Below are 17795 nucleotides of genomic sequence, written 5' to 3'. Positions count from 1 at the left end.
TCGCCCCTGACCAGGAACTCTCCATGTCATCGCCACAGATCAAGTACTACTGGGAAGACCTGCAACCGGGCGTGATCCGCGAGCTCGGCCAGATCACGCCGACGGCCGAGGACATCAAGGACTTCGCGGGCAAGTTCGACCCTCAGCCCTTTCACCTGGACGAAGACGCGGCACGTCACTCGATTTTTGGGGGCTTGTGCGCCAGCGGCTGGCACACCTGTTCCATGGCCATGCGCCTGATGGTGGACAACTTTCTGAGCCAGGCCGCCAGCCAGGGTTCGCCGGGGCTGGAAACCGTCAAGTGGCTCAAGCCGGTGTTCCCGGGTGACACTCTGAAACTTCATCACAGCATCATGGAAAGCCGCCCTCTGGCCAGCCGCCCCGATGTGGGCCTGGTGCGCACCGCCTGGGACATGTTCAACCAGCATGGCGACAAGGTGCTGCACATGGAGGGCTATGGCATGTTCCGCCGGCGCCACCCTGCAACGTTGACGTCGGATTGACCGCCCCATGGAACTCAAGCCCCTGGTCACGCTGCTGGCCATCGTCAACCCTCTGGCCATCGTGCCGTTTTTCATTCACTACACGCAGGATTTTCCAACCAGCCTGCGCCGACGCACGATCGGCATTTCTTCCTTCAGCGCCTTTGCCGTGATTGCGATCAGCGCCCTGCTCGGGCTCAAGATCCTGGAGTTCTTCAGCATCTCACTGGCCAGCTTCCAGGTCGGTGGCGGCTTGCTGCTGATGACCTCGGCGCTGAGCATGCTCAATGCCCAGCCAGCCGAGGCCCGCTCCAACGCCGCCGAAGTCCAGGACGCCGCAGCGCGCGCCTCGATCGCCGTGGTGCCGCTGACCATTCCGCTGCTGACCGGGCCCGCCACCATCTCCACGGTGGTGATTTACGCCGACAAGGCCAAGACCGTACTTCAGCTGGCGACCCTGGTCGGCTACGGCGTGGTGATCGGCCTGGCCACGGCGCTGTGCTTTTCTCTGGCGCAACCCATCGCGCGCATCCTCGGCAAAACCGGCATCAACGTCATGACACGCCTCATGGGGCTGATCCTGGCGGCTTTGTCAGTCGAGGTGATGGCCGACGGGCTTCACACCCTGTTCCCAGTTCTGGCTGGAAAGTGAACGCAGTTCGCTTCACCCGCCTTGCTCGTGCAAGGCCTTGACCAGCTGGTTGCTGGTGTTGCGCAGGCGCTGGGCCAGCAGTTGCGTGATCTTGACCAGCAGCTTGGCACCCACCCCGGGATGATCGCGAATCAGCTGCCCAATGGCGTGGCGTGTGAGCACGCCGGCCTCCACCGTTTCAATGGCCACGCAGGTGGCATAGCGTGGCTCACCGTCGAGCATGGACATCTCGCCTACGGCAGCACCCGTGCGGATGACCGCCAGGCGTGAGCGCGACTCATGCAATTGCCCGCGTTCGTCACGCCCGACCGGTCGTTTGGTCACGTCGACCGTGCCGCTGAGCAGCAGCAACATCCAGTCGCCGGTTTGCCCTTCTGAAATCAGCACCTGACCAGGTTGCGCGCGCACCAGCAACATGGCCTCGCCCAGCACATCGGCCTCGGCATCGCTGAAGTCCTCCAGCAGCGCTGCGTTGTGCATCAGTTCAGGCCCGCGCGCCGACATGCTGGCGCAACTGCCCAGGACTTCCAGCCCGCTGGCGACGAGTTGCTGCTCCAGAGGGGTCATGATAAAACCGATTCGATCACTGCACCTGCGCCAACCACTGCGCCAGCTCGTCGACGGCAGCATCGGTCGCCGCCGTCAAGGCGCGCACGCCCCCGGCCGCATCGGCACTGCTCGCAGGACGCTGCACCACGAAGCTGCGCTGCGCGCGCAGCTGTTCTGAGCCGCCTTTCTGGTCCCAAAGCGAGGCGCGCCATCGGACCAGCCCCACGCTCTTGCCCGCCGATTCAAACAATTGGCTGAACTCCTCCAGCTCGACGCGAAGCAATTGCGCAGGCACCACTGCGCCCCCTTCACCTGAATTGAGCACGCTGCGCCGCTGCCCCAGGCTCTCTCGCAGGCGCTGACGCACCAGTTGCGCCGGCGGCATGCTCCAGCGCGCCAGGGCATAAGGCCGCAGCTGCTGGGCGTCGGCGTAGGTCAGGCGGTACAACACGGCCGTGCTGTCCAGAGACAGGGGCGCGTCCACCTCGCCCAGCGTGATGGGCGGCAGCAACGCCATGCGGTTGGTCGCTGGCAAGACCAGCATGCCGGGCCCGAAGTCATACACGGCCGGTCGAACCGGCGGCTCGGGCAAGGTGGAACAGGCGGTCAAGGTCAGAGCTGCCGCGAACGCGCCAAGGCGATGCAGCCCTCCCATTCCCACCGGTCGATTGAATCTCATTTGCTTCCCCCTGGTGCGGCAAAGCCCGGCTCGCCGGGCCCGGGCAACGGGTGCCCGGCTCCAAAAATCAAGGCTTGTGGGTTGTCGGCGATTGCGCCCACGGTCCGGTTGACCTGACGTGCGGTGCGGGAAGCCTCTTCACTGATTCGGTTGACGCGCGGCAAGGTCGCACCCTGCAGAGCGGCGACGGTGCCACTGAGCGCGTCCGCTCCCTCGGCCACCTTGTCGAGCGTTCCGCCCTGATCGGTCAGGCGTCGGGCGACCTTGGACAAGTCGTTGGCGGCCTTGGCAAACTCACTCGACGTGGTCGCCAGGGCCTGCAACGCCTTGCTGGCGTCCTGCGCCACCGCCGGGACGCTGGCCAGCGCAGGGTCGAGCTTTTGCTGTACGGTGTTGTCCATGCGCGTGGTCAACGCATTCACGCCATCGGCAGCCTGCCCCAGGTTCTGCAAGGCCTGCATCATGGTTTTCTGGTTGTCAGGCGCCAGCAGCTGGTTGACGCGGCGCGTCACCTCTTCCACCTGCACCAGAATGCCTGCTCCCTGGTCGCTCAGTTTGCTCAGCAGGCTCGGGCGCAGCGGAATGCGCGGCACCTGCTCCCCATTGGCTACCAGCGGCGGGCTGGCCTTGCCGTTGTCGTCGAGCTGCACGAAAGCCAGCCCCGTCACCCCCTGAAAATTCAGGGTCGCAAAGGTGGTGGTGGTGATTGGTGCTGCGTCATCGATGGACATGCGCACCAGCACCTGACCGGTGTTGACGGAGTCAAATCCGATGTCGATCACCTTGCCCACGGCAATGCCCCGGTAACGCACCGACGCCTGGGGCTGCAGCCCGGCCACCGAATCGCGGGTGGTCATTTCGTAGACGCGTCGAACACCAACGTCACGGGTGAGCCAGGCGGCCAGGGCCACCAGCAAGGCGGTGACGGTCAGCACGAACAGACCAGCGGCGAGGGCATGGGCTTTGTTTTCCATTGGGAGGCCTTTCTACACGGCAAACGGGTACTCGCGCAACAACTCCATGGCGCGCTGACCTCGTTCTCCGAGGAAAAAATCGTGAATGAAGGGGTGCGGGTAGGCAATCACGTCCTTGGCCTCGCCGCTGACAATGACGCGTTGATCGGCCAGCACCGCCACCCGGGTGCTGAGCTCGAACAGGGTATCGAGGTCGTGGGTCACCATGACCACCGTCAAACCGAGTTCATGGTGCAGCGAGCGCAGCAAGGCGCAGAAACCGTCCGAGCTGTCAGGGTCCAGTCCGGCCGTGGGTTCATCCAGCAGCAAGAGCGGCGGGTCCATGATGAGCGCGCGCGCCAAAGCCACGCGCTTGACCATGCCGCCGGACAGATCGGACGGCATCTTGTAGGCATCGCTGGCCTTCATGCCGACCATCTGCAACTTCACCATCGCAGCGTCATGGATCAGCTCCTCTGGCAGGGTCTTGAGTTCGCGCAACGGGAATGAGATGTTCTCCAGCACATTGAAGGCCGAGAACAGGGCACCATGCTGAAACAGCATGCCCACCCGGCTCGCGGCCCCCTTTTCCCCCAGGCGCGCCACCGGCTGCCCCAGCACGTCAATAACTCCGCGCGAAGCCGTCTCCAGCCCCAGGATCTGGCGCAGCAAGGTGGTCTTGCCAGTGCCAGAGCCCCCCACCAGCGAAACCACCTCGCCAGCCTGGATGTCCAGATCGAGATCCCGGTGAACAATGGACTCGACCCCCGCCACGTTGAACACTGTCCAGAGTTTGGAGATCCGGACCACCGGTGCTGGAGTCGGACTGTCGAGGCCGTTGGCACTCATATGCCTATGTCCTTGAAGACCACGGCAAACAGCGCATCGACCAGGATCACCACGGTGATCGACGTCACCACCGACGAAGTGGTGCCCTGCCCCAGGCTCTCGGTATTGGGCTTGATGCGCAGCCCATAGTGGCAACCCACCAGCGCAATGAGCGTGCCGAACACCACCGACTTGCCCACGGCAATGCTCAGGTTGGCCACATCCACGGCCTTGGGCAAGGCGTGCAGAAAGAAGGTGGGGGAAATGCCGAGCGCCAGATCGGCCGCCAGCATGCCGCCTCCCAATGCGGCCAGCGTGGTCCAGATGCTGACCAGCGGCATGGCCAAAGCCAGCGCCATGGCACGCGGCATCACCAGCCGATAGCCGTGCGGGATGCCCATCACGCGCATTGCATCGAGTTCTTCCGTCACGCGCATGACGCCGATCTGCGCCGTGATCGCCGAGCCACTGCGCCCGGCCAGCAAAATCGCGGCCAGTACCGGCCCGAGCTCGCGGATCAAGGACAGGCCCAGGATGTCGACGATGAAGGAGTCTGCCCCGAATTGGCGCAGCTGCTGCGCAGTCAGATAGGCCAGCACGACGCCGATGAGAAAACCCACCAGCGCCGTGATGGGCAGTGCCGTGGCACCGATGTGATACAGATGCCCTGACACATCGCGCCAGGGTCCTTCCCGCGGCGCCCGGGCCAGCCGGAACAGGTCGATCGCGAGCTGGCCGATCAGCCGGGTGACACTGGTGAAGTGCTCCAGCACGTGCATGACCAACTCGCCCAGACGCAGAAACAACTGCCACGCAGTGGGACGCTGCTGCTTCGGCGGCAGGGCAGTGAAACGCGCCACGCGCTCCAGTACGGCACGCTGGTCGGCGCTGAGGTGGAGCGCTTGCGGCCAGGCGCGCCCCCAGTGATTCCACAGCACCTGCGCTCCGATATGGTCGAGCCGCTGCACCGCCTTCAGGTCCCATGCCTGCCCGGCGGGAACTTCGCGCAAGTCCTGTTGCAACTGTTCCCACACTTGCGAAGATGTGAACTGTGCCGCCGTCCACAGGCCCTGCGCGCAAGCACAGTCACCCGTGCCCGGGTTGCGGCTGGCCACGCGCGGGCGATCTGGCGGCAAGGAATTCATGCGTGAATGTGTGACAGGAAACTGTTCAATCCTAATGTATAACCCGCCCACATCGAACAGCGACCGGAGACTGCCCCATGAGCCAAGCCCCCAACGACAACCCCGACCTGCGCGTCGAACAGATTGGCCGCGTTCTCTGGCTGACGATCCAGCGCGAAGAGCGGCGCAATGCCATGAGCCCGGCCGTGCTGGCCGGCATTGCTCAGGCCATCGAGAACGCGCAAGGCAATCGGGAGGTGCGCGCCATCGTCATCACCGGCGCCGGGACCAAGGCCTTTTGCGCGGGCGCCGATCTGCAGACCGCCAACACCTTCGGCTCCGACGTCTCGGAACCCTATGGGCACCTGGCCCAGGTGCTGCGCCATGCCAAAGCCAGCAACGTGCCGCTGATCGCGCGCGTCAATGGCGCCTGCATGGCCGGCGGCATGGGCCTGCTGTCCATGTGCGACATGGCCGTGGCGTCGAGCCACGCGGTGTTCGGTCTGCCCGAGGTCAAGGTGGGCGTTTTCCCGGCCCAGGTGCTGGCCGTGCTGCAGGGTCTGATCGGACGCCGCAAGCTCACTGAAATGTGCATCACGGGCGAGCCCATCAGCGCAGCCGTTGCACAGGAGATCGGCCTGATCAACTACGCCGATGACGATCTGGACGGCAAATTGCATTGGCTGCTCGACCGCATGCTCGACAAATCCCCGGCCGCCATCCGTCGCGGGCTCTACACCATGAAGAAAATCGAGACCATGGCCTTCGAAGAGGCCATGTCCTTCACCGAAAGCCAGATCACACTGTTTGCCATGTCCGAAGACGCGCGGGAAGGGCAGAAGGCATTCCAGGAAAAGCGCAAACCCAACTGGCTCGGGAGATAAGCCATGACCAATGCAGCCAACACGGTGGTTCGCATCGGCGGCGCCAGCGGCTTCTGGGGTGACAGCAGCGTGGGCGCACCGCAGCTGGTGCGCTCGGGGCAGATCGATTACCTGGTGTTCGACTACCTGGCAGAACTTACCATGTCCATCCTGGCCGCCGCGCGGGCCAAGAACCCCGAGCTGGGCTATGCCACCGATTTTGTTTCAGTGACCATGAAGAGCCTGCTCAAGGAGATCGTCTCCCGGGGCATCCGTGTCATTAGCAATGCCGGCGGCGTGAACCCGCAGGCCTGCGCGCGTGCCATTGCCGCGCTGGCGGCCGAGCAAGGTGTAGAGGTGCGCATTGGCGTGGTACTCGGCGACGACGTGAGCCCACTGCTGCCCCAATTGCGTGGCGAAGACGTGCGCGAGTTGCAAAGTGGCGCTGCGCTGCCGGAGAAGATACTGACGGCCAACGCCTACTTGGGCGCTCAGCCGATCAAAGCTGCGCTCGACGCTGGCGCGCAGATTGTCATCACTGGCCGTTGTGTCGACAGCGCGGTGACCCTGGGCGCCCTGATGCACGAATTTGGCTGGACGCCCGAGCAGTTCGACCTGCTGGCGCAAGGCAGCCTGGCCGGGCACATCATCGAATGCGGCGCCCAGGCCACCGGTGGCCTGCACACCGACTGGGAAAGCGTGCCCGACTGGGCGCACATTGGCTACCCGGTGATCGAGTGCCATGCCGATGGCCACTTCGTCGTTGGCAAGCCCGAGGGCACCGGCGGGCTGGTGAGTCCGGCCGTGGTCGGCGAGCAGATGCTCTATGAGATCGGCGACCCAGGCAGCTACCTGTTGCCCGATGTGGTGTGCGATTTCCGCCAGGTGCAGATGCGCTCCGTGGGCGTCAACCGAGTCAGAGTCAGCGGCGCACTCGGGCGCGCCCCGAATGAAAACTACAAGGTCTGCGCCACCTACATGGACGGCTTTCGCTGTGACGGGCAGCTCACCATCGTCGGCATGGACGCAGCGCGCAAGGCGCGCCGCACCGCAGAAGCCATCCTGGAGCGCACCCGCGAGCTGTTCCAGGCCCATGGCTGGCCCGACTACAGCCGCACGCACATTGAAATCATGGGCAGCGAGCTCGGCAACTACGGCCCGCAGGCCCGCACGGCGGCAGTGCGCGAGGTGGTGATGCGCGTGAGCGTGATGCACCCGCTCAAAGCTGCGCTGGAGCTGTTTGCTCGCGAGATCGCGCCGGCCGGCACCTCCTGGTCGCCCGGTACCACGGGCGCAGGCGGTGGCCGCCCCAGCCCGTCGCCCTGCATCAAGCAGTTTGCCTTTCTTCTGGGCAAGACGCGCCTGCAACCCCAGCTGCAAATCGACGGTGGGGTTCAGCCGCTGGAGCTTGTGCACGCCACCGAGCCCGCCGGTGCCACGCCAGCTCTGCCCACGGCCAATCCAGCTTCCCAGATGAGCGATCTGGTCGAGGTGGAGCTGATTCGCCTGGCCTGGGCTCGCAGTGGCGACAAAGGCAACACATCCAACATCGGCGTCATTGCGCGCCAGCCGGAATGGCTACCCTGGCTGCGCCAGCAACTCACCGAGCAGCGCGTCGCCGGATGGTTGGCGCACCTGGTCCAAGGGCGGGTCACGCGCTACGACCTGCCCGGCATCCATGCGATGAACTTTGTCTGCGAACAGGCGCTCGACGGCGGTGGCATGGCTTCGCTGCGCAACGACCCGTTGGGCAAGGGAATGGCCCAAATTCTGCTGTCCATGCCGGTTCAGGCGCCACGCGCCTGGCTGGCCTGAAGCCTCAGTCGGCGGCGAGCCGGGCCACCGCACGGGCCACGCCGTCGCGACCAAAGGGAATGCCGAGCACCGTCATCGCCGCTTCGACCCCGGCCAGGCAGCCTAGGATCATCGCCGGGTTGAGGTCCCCCAGGTGCCCGATGCGAAACGCCCGCCCCGCCAGGGGGCCCAGACCGCCGGCCATCGAGACCTGAAAGCGCTCGCGCGCCACCTTGCGCAAGGCCTCCGGGTCGATGCCCGGACCGATCTTGATGGTGGTGACGGAAACCGAACGCGCCTCGGGCACGGTGCAGAAATGATCCAGAGCGCCCGCCGTGCTCCAGGCATCGACGGCCGCGTGCACTGCTGACGACAGCAACCGGTGCCGTGCATGCACCTGATCCAGCCCTTCAAGCTCGATCAGGCCCAGCGCCGCCTGCAGGCCCGCGAGCAGCGTCTGCGGTGCCGTGCCACAGAACTTGCGGTACGACAGCGAGTTGTCGCGCAAACGCCAGTCCCAGTAAAAGCGCGGTGCCGGATTGGCCGTCGCCACGGCCATGGCACGGTCGTCCACCGCCACGATGCCCAGACCCGGCGGCACCATGAGCCCCTTTTGCGAAGCCCCGACGGCCACGTTGACGCCCCACTGGTCCATCTCGAACGGCGCTGCGCCCAGCGAGGCCACCACGTCAACCACGAACAGGGCAGGGTGCGCACAGGCGTCGAGCGTGCGGCGCAATGCCGGCACATCGCTGGTCACGCCGCTGGCGGTGTCGGTGTGGATCACAAACAGTGCCGCGATCTGGTGCTCGCGGTCTTCGCGCAGCACCTGCTCCACGGCCTGTACGTCGATCGGCAAGCCTTCCACCCAGGGGGTGCGCACCACCGGGAACCCCAGCGACTCCGTCTGCAGCGCCCACGAGTCCGAGAAGTGACCCGTGCCCGGAATCAGCACCTTCTTGCCGGGCGGGATGACGTTGGCAATCGTCGCCTCCCAGGCTCCGTGGCCATTGGCGGAAAACATGAGCACCCGGCTTTTCTCGGTCTTCAACACGCGGCGCAAACCCTGCTCGCAGGCCGCAATGGTCTGGTCCACGCGCACATCGGCCAGGTCCATGGGCTGGCGCCGCATGGCGTCCATGACTTCTTCGGGCACATGGGTCGGTCCAGGGGAATGCAGAAAACGTCTGCCGGGAATGCGTGGGTTCATGAGTTGCTCAAAAAGGTGCGAAATGAGGGGTCGGTGGGCGATACGGATTCAGACGGCGTCGGCCAATTGGCGCAAGGCCTGCTCGAACACCTCGACCGGCTGACCACCCTGGATCAGGTGCCGGTCGTTGATGATGACCGCTGGCACGGCGTGGATGCCGTGCGATTGGTAGAACTGCTCGCGCTCGCGCACCTCCTCGGCATAGCGACCGCTGTCGATCACTTCGGCCGCCAGCTGCACGTCCAGCCCGGCCTGCCCGGCAGCGTTCAACAGCACCTGGCGGTCACCGGGATTCTCGCCGCGGCCAAAGTAGGCTTCGAACAGCGCGTGCTTGAGCGCCACCTGCTGGCCCTGCTCCTGGGCCCAGTGCAACAGGCGGTGAGCGTCAAAGGTGTTGTAGATGCGGCTGCGCTTGTCCATGCGGAACTGGAACCCCACCGCCTCGCCGCGCTGGCGGATGTTCTCACGCGCGGCCTCGGCCTGCGCGGGCGTGGAGCCGTATTTCTGCGTCAGGTGCTCGGTGATGTCCTGGCCGCCCGGGGGCATCTGTGGATTGAGCTCAAACGGCTGCAGGTGGAACCGCACCTGCACCGCATCACCGACACGCTCCAACGCGGTTTCAAGCGCTTTGAGGCCAATCGCGCACCAGGGGCACGAAACGTCGGAAACAAAGTCGATCTTCATTGAAGTGCTCACAGCACACCGCCTTCTGGCCGCCGGACGGCAGTGCCCCATGCACCGCGACAGAATCACCGACGAGGGTCCATGCTATGCGAAATCCTGTCCCCCATAACGGCAGCGAATCCGCAATCACCCCTTCTGAGCGGTCGCCGGCGTGACAGCTCGGACACTCGGGCCTCGCAACCCGGGCGCCAGATGAGGCTCATGTGGGCGGGCTTGGAGAATAATCACGCCACTCAGCGCAGAAGGAAAGTACATCATGAGCATTGTCAACATCGACCATTTCATCGCCGGGCGCGTTGCCGCCGGCACTTCGGGCCGTACTCAGGACGTGACCAACCCGGCCACGGGCGCGGTCACCGGACGCGTGGCGCTGGCCAACGCCAGCGAGGTGGACAAGGCGGTCGCTGCGGCCAAGGCGGCGTTCCCGGCGTGGGCCGATCAACCGCCGCTGCGCCGGGCCCGGGTCATGTTCAAGTTCCTGGAATTGCTCAATGCGCGCAAGGACGATCTGGCGCGACTGATCACCGCCGAGCACGGCAAGGTGTTCACCGATGCGCAAGGTGAGGTCACGCGGGGCATTGACATCGTCGAATTCGCCTGTGGCATTCCTCAACTGCTCAAGGGCGACTTCACCGACCAGGTCTCCACCGGCATTGACAACTGGACCCTGCGCCAGCCTTTGGGCGTGGTGGCGGGCATCACGCCGTTCAACTTTCCGGTCATGGTGCCGATGTGGATGTTCCCGGTGGCCATTGCCGCAGGCAACTCCTTCGTGCTCAAGCCAAGTCCGATCGACCCCAGCCCCTCGCTGTTCATTGGAGAGTTGCTGCGCCAGGCCGGCCTGCCCGATGGCGTCTACAACGTGGTGCAGGGTGACAAGGAGGCCGTGGACGCGCTGCTGGTGCATCCGGATGTCAAGGCCATCAGCTTCGTCGGCTCGACGCCGATCGCCAACTACATTTACGAAACCGGAGCCCACCATGGCAAACGGGTGCAGGCCCTGGGCGGCGCCAAGAACCACATGGTGGTGATGCCCGATGCCGACATCGAACAGACCGTGGATGCGCTGATCGGCTCGGCGTACGGCTCGGCCGGCGAGCGTTGCATGGCGATTTCGGTCGCCGTTTTCGTGGGCGATGTTGGCGACAAGATCGTGCCACTGCTGCGTGAGCGCGCCCAGACGCTGAAGGTGAAGAACGGCCTGGAGCTGGACGCCGAGATGGGCCCCATCGTCACCGCCGCAGCACACGGCCGCATCACCGGCTACATCGAGCAAGGCGTCAAGGAAGGCGCCCAATTGCTGGTCGATGGCCGCGGCTTCCAGGGGGCGGCTGCCGGTACGGGCTGCGATCACGGCTTCTGGCTCGGCGGCACGCTGTTTGATCACGTGACGCCCGGGATGTGCATCTACAAGGAAGAGATTTTCGGCCCGGTGTTGTCCTGCGTGCGCGTGAAGGATTTCGCCACCGCCGTGCAACTCATCAATGACCACGAGTTTGGCAACGGTGTCTCGTGTTTCACCCGGGACGGCAACGTGGCACGCGAATTTGGCCGCCGCGTTCAGGTCGGCATGGTCGGCATCAACGTTCCGATTCCCGTGCCCATGGCCTGGCACGGCTTTGGCGGCTGGAAGCGCAGCCTGTTTGGCGACATGCACGCCTACGGCGAAGAGGGCGTGCGTTTTTACACCAAGCAAAAGTCCATCATGCAGCGTTGGCCCGAGAGCATTGGCAAGGGCGCTGAGTTTGTCATGCCCACCTCCAAGTGAACGACACCACCTTCGACTACATCATCGTCGGTGCGGGCACCGCGGGCTGCTTGCTGGCCAACCGCCTGAGCGCCAACGCCAGCAAGCGGGTGCTGTTGGTCGAGGCAGGCCGCCGTGACGATTACCACTGGATCCACATTCCCGTCGGTTACCTCTACTGCATTGGCAACCCACGCACCGACTGGCTCTACAACACCGCAGCAGAAGCTGGGCTGAATGGCCGCAGTTTGCGTTACCCACGCGGCAAGGTGCTGGGCGGCTGCTCCAGCATCAACGGCATGATTTACATGCGCGGCCAAGCGCGTGACTACAACCACTGGGCCGAGCTGACGGGCGACGCACGTTGGCGCTGGGACAACTGTTTGCCGTATTTCAAACTGCACGAGGACCACCACGGTGGGCCAGATGCCCTGCACGGCGCCAAAGGCGTGCGCAGCGAGGTGTTGCTCAACGACCGCACGGTGTATGGCGAAACCCTGCGCCACCACATCGCAGGTGGCGAGTGGCGGGTGGAGCGCCAACGCTTGCGCTGGGACGTGCTCGACGCTTTTGCCCAAGCCGCCGTGCAAGCCGGCATTCCCGCCACCGACGACTTCAACCGGGGCGACAACGAAGGCGTGGGCTATTTCGAAGTCAACCAAAAAAGCGGCTGGCGCTGGAACACGCCCAAAGCCTTTGTGCGCCCCACCTGTTACGCACGGCCCAACTTTGAACTCTGGACGTCCGCCCAAGTCGTCAAACTGCTGATGACCACCGACGCCGACGGCCAAGCGCACTGCACTGGCGCAGAGGTGTGGACAGGCCGCGGCCTTGTCACCGTGACCGCCAAACAAGCCGTGGTCTTGAGTGCTGGCAGCATTGGCACACCGCAGATCTTGCAACTCTCAGGCCTGGGCCCCGCAGACTTGCTCACGCAGCACGGGATTGAGCCCGTCATTGACTTGCCTGGTGTCGGCGCCAACCTGCAAGACCATTTGCAAATTCGATCGGTCTTCAAAGTGCAAGGCGTGACCACCCTCAACACCTTGGCCAACAGTTGGTGGGGCAAGGCCAAGATTGGCTTGGAATACCTGTTCAACCAGAGCGGTCCCATGAGCATGGCCCCCTCGCAACTGGGCGCCTTCACACGCAGCAGCCCCAGCCAGCCTTACCCCAACATCGAATACCACGTGCAACCCCTCAGCCTGGATGCGTTTGGCGAGCCACTGCACAACTTTCCTGCTTTCACGGCCAGCGTGTGCAACCTCAACCCCACCAGCCGGGGTACGGTGAGCATTCAAAGCCCCAACTTTGCAGATGCCCCCCACATCGCACCCAACTACCTCAGTACACCCGAAGACCGCCAAGTCGCTGCCGATTCGCTGCGTGTGACACGGCGCATTGCCGCCCAACCCGCGCTCGCCAAGTACCAACCCGAAGAGTGGAAGCCAGGCGTGCAATACCAAAGTGACGACGACTTGGCCCGCTTGGCTGGCGACATTGCCACCACCATCTTCCACCCGGTAGGCACCGCGCGCATGGGCCGCACCGACGACCCCTTGGCTGTGGTCGACACCGAGTTGCGCGTGCGCGATGGGCGAGGGGGTGTGGTGCGAGGTCTGCGTGTGGTGGACGCCAGCGTGATGCCGACCATCACCAGCGGCAACACCAACAGCCCTACCTTGATGCTGGCTGAAAAAGCAGCGCAATGGCTGGCCCACGAAGCGGCTCAGGGTTGACGCGCACCGGGTAAGCCCGCAAGGGAAACTCCCGAGGATTGGGCCGTGGCAGAGACCGTACATTGTGTTCACTCACAACAGGCCATGCGCCGTTGACAGAGGGTCTGAGGAGACAAACAAACAGCCCTGCTCACAGGGCGTTGATGGAGAAGGCACCGGCACAACCGGTGCCTTTTGCTTTGTGTGCTCGCCGTGCGCCCTTGATCTCAGACCACAATCCCCCCCATGGAACTTTTGATCGCCACCCTCGCCTCTGCGTTGGCTGGTTTTGTGGATTCGATCGTCGGCGGTGGCGGATTGGTTTTGCTGCCCGCCTTGTTTGCCGTGTACCCGACCGCCCCGCCTGCTGCCTTGTTGGGCACCAACAAAAGCGCCTCCGTCTGGGGCACCAGCTTTGCAGCCTGGCAATACAGCCGGCGGGTGTCCATGCGCTGGCGCAGCGTGTTGCCTGCGGCGGCACTGGCCATGGCAGGGTCGTTTGCAGGGGCGTGGTGGGTCACCCTCGTTTCACCCGAATTTTTGCGACGCCTCTTGCCTGTGGTGCTGTGTGCTGTGCTGCTCTATACCTTGGCGCGCAAAGACATGGGGCGGCATCACCAACCCCGCTTTGAAGGGCGTGCCGAAATTTGGGCCACCTGCGCGGTCGGTGTGTCGGTGGGGTTTTACGACGGGTTTTTTGGTCCTGGGACAGGCAGTTTTTTTGTGTTTTTGCTGGTGCGTTGGCTCGGCTACGACTTTTTGAATGCCTCGGTGGCCGCCAAACTGCTCAACCTCTCCAGCAACGCAGCGGCTTTGGTGCTGTTCACGTGGACGGGCCATGTTTGGTGGCACTTGGCGCTGCCCATGGCCATCGCCAACGTGGTGGGCAGCTTGCTGGGCACCCGGATGGCCCTCAAGCACGGCACAGGCTTTGTGCGCGGGGTGTTCTTGGTGGTGGTGAGTGCGCTGATTTGTAAAACCGGCTACAACGCCTTTGTGGGCTGATCCTCCGGACGAATACCGCCACACATCACAGCGCGGGCACAACCGCCTTGGGCTTGAGATCAACGGTCACTTTGTCTGGTGTGACTTCGGGCACATCAGCCGCCTTGGGTGGCCAGGTCACGCTGGCCACCGGCCGGGGTTTGCCAATCGGACGGGTGGCTTGGCCTTTTTGCACCGCCTCGATGTCTTCAAGTGCCGGGTATTGCCCCATGATCACAAAATCAAACACCCGGCGCGCAATGGGCGCAGCATTTTGGGCACCAAAGCCCGCGTTTTCCACCACCATGGCCAATGCCACCTTGGGGTCATCTGCCGGGGCATATGCAATGAACAAAGCGTGGTCACGCATGCGCTCGTCAATGCTTGCGGCGTTGTACTTTTCGTTTTGCTTGATCGTGAAGACCTGGGCTGTCCCGGTCTTGCCTGCACTCACATAGGGGGCGCCCACGAAGCTGCTGGCCGACGTGCCCTCGATGTTCACCCCCACCATACCGCGTTTGATGACTTCCAAATTTTCGGGGCTCAAAGGAAGCTGCCCAATAGGTTCTTTGGCCACCAAAGAGGCCACTTTGGTTTCCACGTCGACCACTTCTCGCACCAAGTGGGGCGTCATCTTCAAGCCGTTGTTGGCCAGGGTGCCGGTGGCATGGGCAATTTGCAACATGGTGAAACTGTTGTAGCCCTGCCCGATGCCCAGAGAAATGGTCTCCCCCGAGTACCAGCGCTGCTGCTCGGGTTTTTTATAGGTGTTGCGCTTCCACTCGGTCGACGGCAACACCCCACGTGACTCACCCAAGATGTCAATGCCGGTGAGTTGACCAAACCCCAGCGGCTTCATTTGCTCGTACATCAAGTCCACGCCCATGTCCCGCGCCAAGGTGTAGTAGTAGGTGTCACACGACTCGACGATCGACTTGTACATGTCCACCATGCCGTGCCCGCCCTCTTTGTCGTCACGGAAACGGTGGTTGCCGAACATGAAATAACCCGGATCCGGAATCAAAGTTTTCTCAGACCGCTTGCCGGTTTGCAATGCAGCCAGCGCCATGAAAGGCTTGTAGGTCGAACCCGGTGGGTAAGTGCCGCGCAGCGCACGGTTGAGCAAGGGCTTGTCGGGCGACTCGTTGAGGGCCTGCCAGTTTTCAAAATCAATGCCGTCGACAAACAAATTGGGGTCAAAGGTGGGCTTGCTCACAAACGCCAAGATTTCGCCCGTCTTGGGGTCCAGCGCCACCAAAGCGCCTCGACGTTTGCCATACAAGTCTTCGACCAGCTTCTGCAACTTGATGTCAATCGACAACACCACACTGTTGCCTGGCACCGCTTGGCTGCTGTTGAGGCGGCGCACCGCGCGTCCTCCGGCCGACGTTTCCATCTGCTGCACGCCGGTGGTCCCATGCAATTGCGCTTCGTAACTTTGTTCAACGCCGAGCTTGCCGATGTAATCCGTGCCACGGTAATTGCCCGAATCCTCCGACTCTTCGATCTTGGCTTTCTCCGCTTGGTTGATGCGTCCGATGTAGCCAATCACATGGCTGGCCAACTCGTTGTAGGGGTAATTGCGAAACAAACGCGCCTTGATCTCGACGCCAGGAAAGCGGTAGCGCTGTGCCGCAAAGCGCGCCACTTCCTCGTCGCTCAATCGGTTGCGAATGGGCACCGACTCAAAGCTCTTGGACTCGTCCAGCTGCTTTTTGAAGCGGCGTTTGTCGCGGCTTTGGATCTCCACCACCGTGGCGAGTTGGTCGATCACTTCCTCCAGCGGAGCCACCAGCTTAGATGGCGTGATCTCCAAGGTGTAAGCCGAGTAATTGGTGGCCAGCACCACGCCGTTGCGGTCCATGATGACGCCACGGTTGGGCACGATGGGGACGATGGCGGTTCGGTTGTTTTCTGCCTGCTCATTCAGGTCGTCGTAGCGGATGACCTGCAAGTAAAACAGGCGCAGCACCAACACCAGAAACGCCACCAAAATGGCGGCCGTGACCACCACCATGCGCGAACGAAAGCGACGCAGGTCACCTTCAATGTTGCGAATCACCCTCATAGGGGTCGCGTCACATCAGGGTCTGGCGCACGCCTTTGCGGCGCCAGCAAAAACACGCTGACCAAGGGCCACAACAAGGCCTCCAGCAACGGGGCGAGCACCGTCCACCAACTGGGAAACACCGAGCCCGACACCATGCGCACCAGCAACTCCAAGGCGCGCGCCGCCACAAACAAAGGCAGCACCTGCATGGCCTGAGAAGGCACGGTAAACCACAGCAAACGGCGATGCACCATGACCGCCAAAAAGCCTAAGGTGGTGTAAGTCAAGGCGTGCTGCCCCAGCAAAGCCGATTGGTGCACATCGGTGATGACACCAAATAAAAATGCCACGCCAATACCCACCAAGCGCGGCTGGTGGACGCACCAAAAAACCAGCACCAAGGCCAGAAAATCAGGCATCCATGCGGCGTTGCCGATCAAGCTCATGTTGACCAGCATATTCACCAGCAAGGCCATCAACAAACTGCCGCCAATGAACCAAGGGCTGGCAGGCAACAACAATTGGTGGCCGCGCGGCATGATCATCGACGACCTCCTTTGAGGTTGCCCAGGGGCTGCGGCTTATCTATTTGAGGCCGAGCAGGCAGCTTGTCGGCCAAAGACTCCAGGATCATCACATGGCGGGCGCCCTGCACATGCCCGACCGGCTCACACAAGATGCGGGCAAATGCCGTTTCAGCACGGCGCTCCACCTTGGTCACTTTGGCCACTGGGATCCCCGGTGGGTACACGCCATCGACGCCACTGGTGGAGAGCAAATCGCCCACGTCAATGTCTGCGTTGGTGGCCATGAATCGCAGCTCCAACAGCGGGGCCCCACCTGCTTCGCCAAACGCCACGCCGCGCGCGCCAGTTCGGGTGTTGAGCACAGGAATAGAGTGTTCGCGATCGGTGACCAAAGTCACCTCACTCACCAGAGGCAGCACACGGGTCACTTGGCCCAAGATGCCATGCTCATCCATCACCGGCGAGCTGGGCTTGATGCCGTGTGTCATCCCCTTGTCCACAATCAACTTTCGGGTGTAGGGATCGGCTGCGTCGTACAGCACCTCGGCCATGACACCCGTGGTGCTCAAGCGTTCGCGCAAGCCCAGCAGTTCACGCAACTGCCTGTTTTCCAGCGCCAGCTGTTCCACTTGGCCCGTGCGTTGCGCCTGCACCAACAGCTGCTGGCGGGCCTGACGTTCTGCAGTTTGCGCATCATCGCGGGCCTGCATGTAGTCGCTGCTGAACTCCACCACCTGCTGAGGGCGCAAGGCCAACCACTGAACCGGGTACAAGGCCACCGACAACGCCGCACGGATGGGTTGCGTCACGCCAAAGCGCACATCGGCCACCATCAGCAGCACCGACAGCGCGCTGAACAACAACAGTTTGGAGATGGCCGAAGGGCCTTGTTTGAAAAAGGCCGGTGGCGATCTGTCCAGCGTGCCTAGTGGCATGAGGTGCCGAGTTAAG

General features: G+C 63.3%; 17 protein-coding genes. 7 read left to right on the top strand and 10 right to left on the bottom strand.

The window, feature by feature from the left end:
* The first annotated feature begins 23 nt into the window (after nucleotides 1–23).
* Together ACKWJN_RS11280 and ACKWJN_RS11275 are read left to right on the top strand one after the other, a co-directional pair.
* A complete protein-coding gene (locus ACKWJN_RS11280) occupies nucleotides 24–503 on the top strand; it encodes a MaoC family dehydratase (RefSeq protein WP_408596952.1) in 480 nt (159 codons plus the stop codon).
* 7 nt (nucleotides 504–510) lie between these two features.
* Nucleotides 511–1134, top strand: coding sequence for a MarC family protein (locus ACKWJN_RS11275; RefSeq protein WP_408596951.1), 624 nt, complete (start codon nucleotides 511–513; stop codon nucleotides 1132–1134).
* Nucleotides 1135–1146: 12 nt separating this feature from the next.
* On the opposite strand, the gene ACKWJN_RS11270 is transcribed toward ACKWJN_RS11275, so the two are convergent.
* From ACKWJN_RS11270 to ACKWJN_RS11250, 5 genes are read right to left on the bottom strand one after another with little or no spacing between them, the layout of a single operon-like run.
* Nucleotides 1147–1701, bottom strand: coding sequence for a Crp/Fnr family transcriptional regulator (locus ACKWJN_RS11270; RefSeq protein WP_408596949.1), 555 nt, complete (start codon nucleotides 1699–1701; stop codon nucleotides 1147–1149).
* 16 nt (nucleotides 1702–1717) lie between these two features.
* Nucleotides 1718–2362 carry an ABC-type transport auxiliary lipoprotein family protein gene (locus ACKWJN_RS11265; protein WP_408596947.1) on the bottom strand — a complete coding sequence of 215 codons (645 nt, stop codon included), beginning with the start codon at nucleotides 2360–2362 and terminating at the stop codon, nucleotides 1718–1720.
* A complete protein-coding gene (locus ACKWJN_RS11260) occupies nucleotides 2359–3336 on the bottom strand; it encodes an MlaD family protein (protein WP_408596945.1) in 978 nt (325 codons plus the stop codon). The genes ACKWJN_RS11265 and ACKWJN_RS11260 overlap by 4 nt, the downstream gene beginning before the upstream one ends.
* Nucleotides 3337–3348: 12 nt before the next feature.
* A complete protein-coding gene (locus tag ACKWJN_RS11255) occupies nucleotides 3349–4164 on the bottom strand; it encodes an ABC transporter ATP-binding protein (protein ID WP_408596943.1) in 816 nt (271 codons plus the stop codon).
* Nucleotides 4161–5279, bottom strand: coding sequence for an MlaE family ABC transporter permease (locus ACKWJN_RS11250; protein ID WP_408596975.1), 1119 nt, complete (start codon nucleotides 5277–5279; stop codon nucleotides 4161–4163). The genes ACKWJN_RS11255 and ACKWJN_RS11250 overlap by 4 nt, the downstream gene beginning before the upstream one ends.
* 86 nt (nucleotides 5280–5365) lie before the next feature.
* Between ACKWJN_RS11250 and ACKWJN_RS11245 the strand changes: the two genes are divergently transcribed.
* Both ACKWJN_RS11245 and ACKWJN_RS11240 read left to right on the top strand, forming a co-directional pair.
* Entirely contained in the window at nucleotides 5366–6151 is a 786-nt protein-coding gene (locus tag ACKWJN_RS11245; RefSeq protein WP_408596941.1) for an enoyl-CoA hydratase/isomerase family protein, read from the top strand.
* Between the two features lie 3 nt (nucleotides 6152–6154).
* Nucleotides 6155–7945 (top strand): acyclic terpene utilization AtuA family protein, encoded by a 1791-nt coding sequence (locus ACKWJN_RS11240; RefSeq protein WP_408596939.1) that lies wholly within the window; start codon nucleotides 6155–6157, stop codon nucleotides 7943–7945.
* A 4-nt stretch (nucleotides 7946–7949) separates the two neighbouring features.
* Here ACKWJN_RS11240 and ACKWJN_RS11235 read toward each other — a convergent pair whose 3' ends face one another.
* Nucleotides 7950–9134, bottom strand: coding sequence for a pyridoxal-phosphate-dependent aminotransferase family protein (locus tag ACKWJN_RS11235; RefSeq protein ID WP_408596938.1), 1185 nt, complete (start codon nucleotides 9132–9134; stop codon nucleotides 7950–7952).
* A gap of 48 nt (nucleotides 9135–9182) precedes the next feature.
* Entirely contained in the window at nucleotides 9183–9818 is a 636-nt protein-coding gene (locus ACKWJN_RS11230; RefSeq protein WP_408596936.1) for a DsbA family protein, read from the bottom strand.
* A gap of 256 nt (nucleotides 9819–10074) precedes the next feature.
* Between ACKWJN_RS11230 and ACKWJN_RS11225 the strand changes: the two genes are divergently transcribed.
* The 3 genes from ACKWJN_RS11225 to ACKWJN_RS11215 all read left to right on the top strand — a co-directional run bounded on the left by ACKWJN_RS11225 (nucleotide 10075) and on the right by ACKWJN_RS11215 (nucleotide 14288).
* Complete coding sequence (locus ACKWJN_RS11225) at nucleotides 10075–11586, top strand: CoA-acylating methylmalonate-semialdehyde dehydrogenase (RefSeq protein ID WP_408596934.1); 1512 nt, start codon at nucleotides 10075–10077, stop codon at nucleotides 11584–11586.
* Nucleotides 11583–13304: a GMC family oxidoreductase gene (locus ACKWJN_RS11220; RefSeq protein WP_408596932.1), complete on the top strand. Its 1722-nt coding sequence runs from the start codon at nucleotides 11583–11585 to the stop codon at nucleotides 13302–13304. The genes ACKWJN_RS11225 and ACKWJN_RS11220 overlap by 4 nt, the downstream gene beginning before the upstream one ends.
* A 225-nt stretch (nucleotides 13305–13529) precedes the next feature.
* Nucleotides 13530–14288, top strand: coding sequence for a sulfite exporter TauE/SafE family protein (locus ACKWJN_RS11215; RefSeq protein ID WP_408596930.1), 759 nt, complete (start codon nucleotides 13530–13532; stop codon nucleotides 14286–14288).
* A 25-nt stretch (nucleotides 14289–14313) separates the two neighbouring features.
* On the opposite strand, the gene mrdA is transcribed toward ACKWJN_RS11215, so the two are convergent.
* Genes mrdA through mreC form a run of 3 tightly spaced genes read right to left on the bottom strand, consistent with a single transcriptional unit; the run spans nucleotide 14314 to nucleotide 17779 of the window.
* Nucleotides 14314–16335 (bottom strand): penicillin-binding protein 2, encoded by a 2022-nt coding sequence (gene mrdA / locus ACKWJN_RS11210; RefSeq protein WP_408596928.1) that lies wholly within the window; start codon nucleotides 16333–16335, stop codon nucleotides 14314–14316.
* On the bottom strand, nucleotides 16332–16862 hold the full coding sequence (mreD, locus tag ACKWJN_RS11205; protein ID WP_408596926.1) for a rod shape-determining protein MreD: 531 nt from the start codon (nucleotides 16860–16862) through the stop codon (nucleotides 16332–16334). Before mreD ends, mrdA begins: the two co-directional genes overlap by 4 nt.
* The gene (mreC, locus tag ACKWJN_RS11200) at nucleotides 16859–17779 is read right to left on the bottom strand and encodes a rod shape-determining protein MreC (protein ID WP_408596924.1); all 921 of its coding nucleotides are present in this window, start codon (nucleotides 17777–17779) and stop codon (nucleotides 16859–16861) included. Before mreC ends, mreD begins: the two co-directional genes overlap by 4 nt.
* Nucleotides 17780–17795: the final 16 nt, after the last annotated feature.

The sequence above is a fragment of the Limnohabitans sp. genome (assembly GCF_046052825.1).
In the GTDB taxonomy this organism is placed as follows: domain Bacteria; phylum Pseudomonadota; class Gammaproteobacteria; order Burkholderiales; family Burkholderiaceae_C; genus Limnohabitans.
The sequence above is the reverse complement of the archived record's forward strand: the minus strand, read 5'-3'. Positions and strand labels throughout refer to the sequence as shown.

Bases quoted from the DNA above. Each gene is read 5' to 3' on its own strand.
- ACKWJN_RS11275 (WP_408596951.1), top strand. From the start codon at position 511: ATGGAACTCAAGCCCCTGGTCACGCTGCTGGCCATCGTCAACCCTCTG.
- mrdA (WP_408596928.1), bottom strand. From the start codon at position 16,335: ATGAGGGTGATTCGCAACATTGAAGGTGACCTGCGTCGCTTTCGTTCG.
- ACKWJN_RS11270 (WP_408596949.1), bottom strand. From the start codon at position 1,701: ATGACCCCTCTGGAGCAGCAACTCGTCGCCAGCGGGCTGGAAGTCCTG.
- ACKWJN_RS11215 (WP_408596930.1), top strand. From the start codon at position 13,530: ATGGAACTTTTGATCGCCACCCTCGCCTCTGCGTTGGCTGGTTTTGTG.
- ACKWJN_RS11235 (WP_408596938.1), bottom strand. From the start codon at position 9,134: ATGAACCCACGCATTCCCGGCAGACGTTTTCTGCATTCCCCTGGACCG.
- ACKWJN_RS11245 (WP_408596941.1), top strand. From the start codon at position 5,366: ATGAGCCAAGCCCCCAACGACAACCCCGACCTGCGCGTCGAACAGATT.
- ACKWJN_RS11260 (WP_408596945.1), bottom strand. From the start codon at position 3,336: ATGGAAAACAAAGCCCATGCCCTCGCCGCTGGTCTGTTCGTGCTGACC.
- mreC (WP_408596924.1), bottom strand. From the start codon at position 17,779: ATGCCACTAGGCACGCTGGACAGATCGCCACCGGCCTTTTTCAAACAA.
- ACKWJN_RS11280 (WP_408596952.1), top strand. From the start codon at position 24: ATGTCATCGCCACAGATCAAGTACTACTGGGAAGACCTGCAACCGGGC.
- ACKWJN_RS11240 (WP_408596939.1), top strand. From the start codon at position 6,155: ATGACCAATGCAGCCAACACGGTGGTTCGCATCGGCGGCGCCAGCGGC.
- ACKWJN_RS11265 (WP_408596947.1), bottom strand. From the start codon at position 2,362: ATGAGATTCAATCGACCGGTGGGAATGGGAGGGCTGCATCGCCTTGGC.
- mreD (WP_408596926.1), bottom strand. From the start codon at position 16,862: ATGATCATGCCGCGCGGCCACCAATTGTTGTTGCCTGCCAGCCCTTGG.
- ACKWJN_RS11225 (WP_408596934.1), top strand. From the start codon at position 10,075: ATGAGCATTGTCAACATCGACCATTTCATCGCCGGGCGCGTTGCCGCC.
- ACKWJN_RS11255 (WP_408596943.1), bottom strand. From the start codon at position 4,164: ATGAGTGCCAACGGCCTCGACAGTCCGACTCCAGCACCGGTGGTCCGG.
- ACKWJN_RS11230 (WP_408596936.1), bottom strand. From the start codon at position 9,818: ATGAAGATCGACTTTGTTTCCGACGTTTCGTGCCCCTGGTGCGCGATT.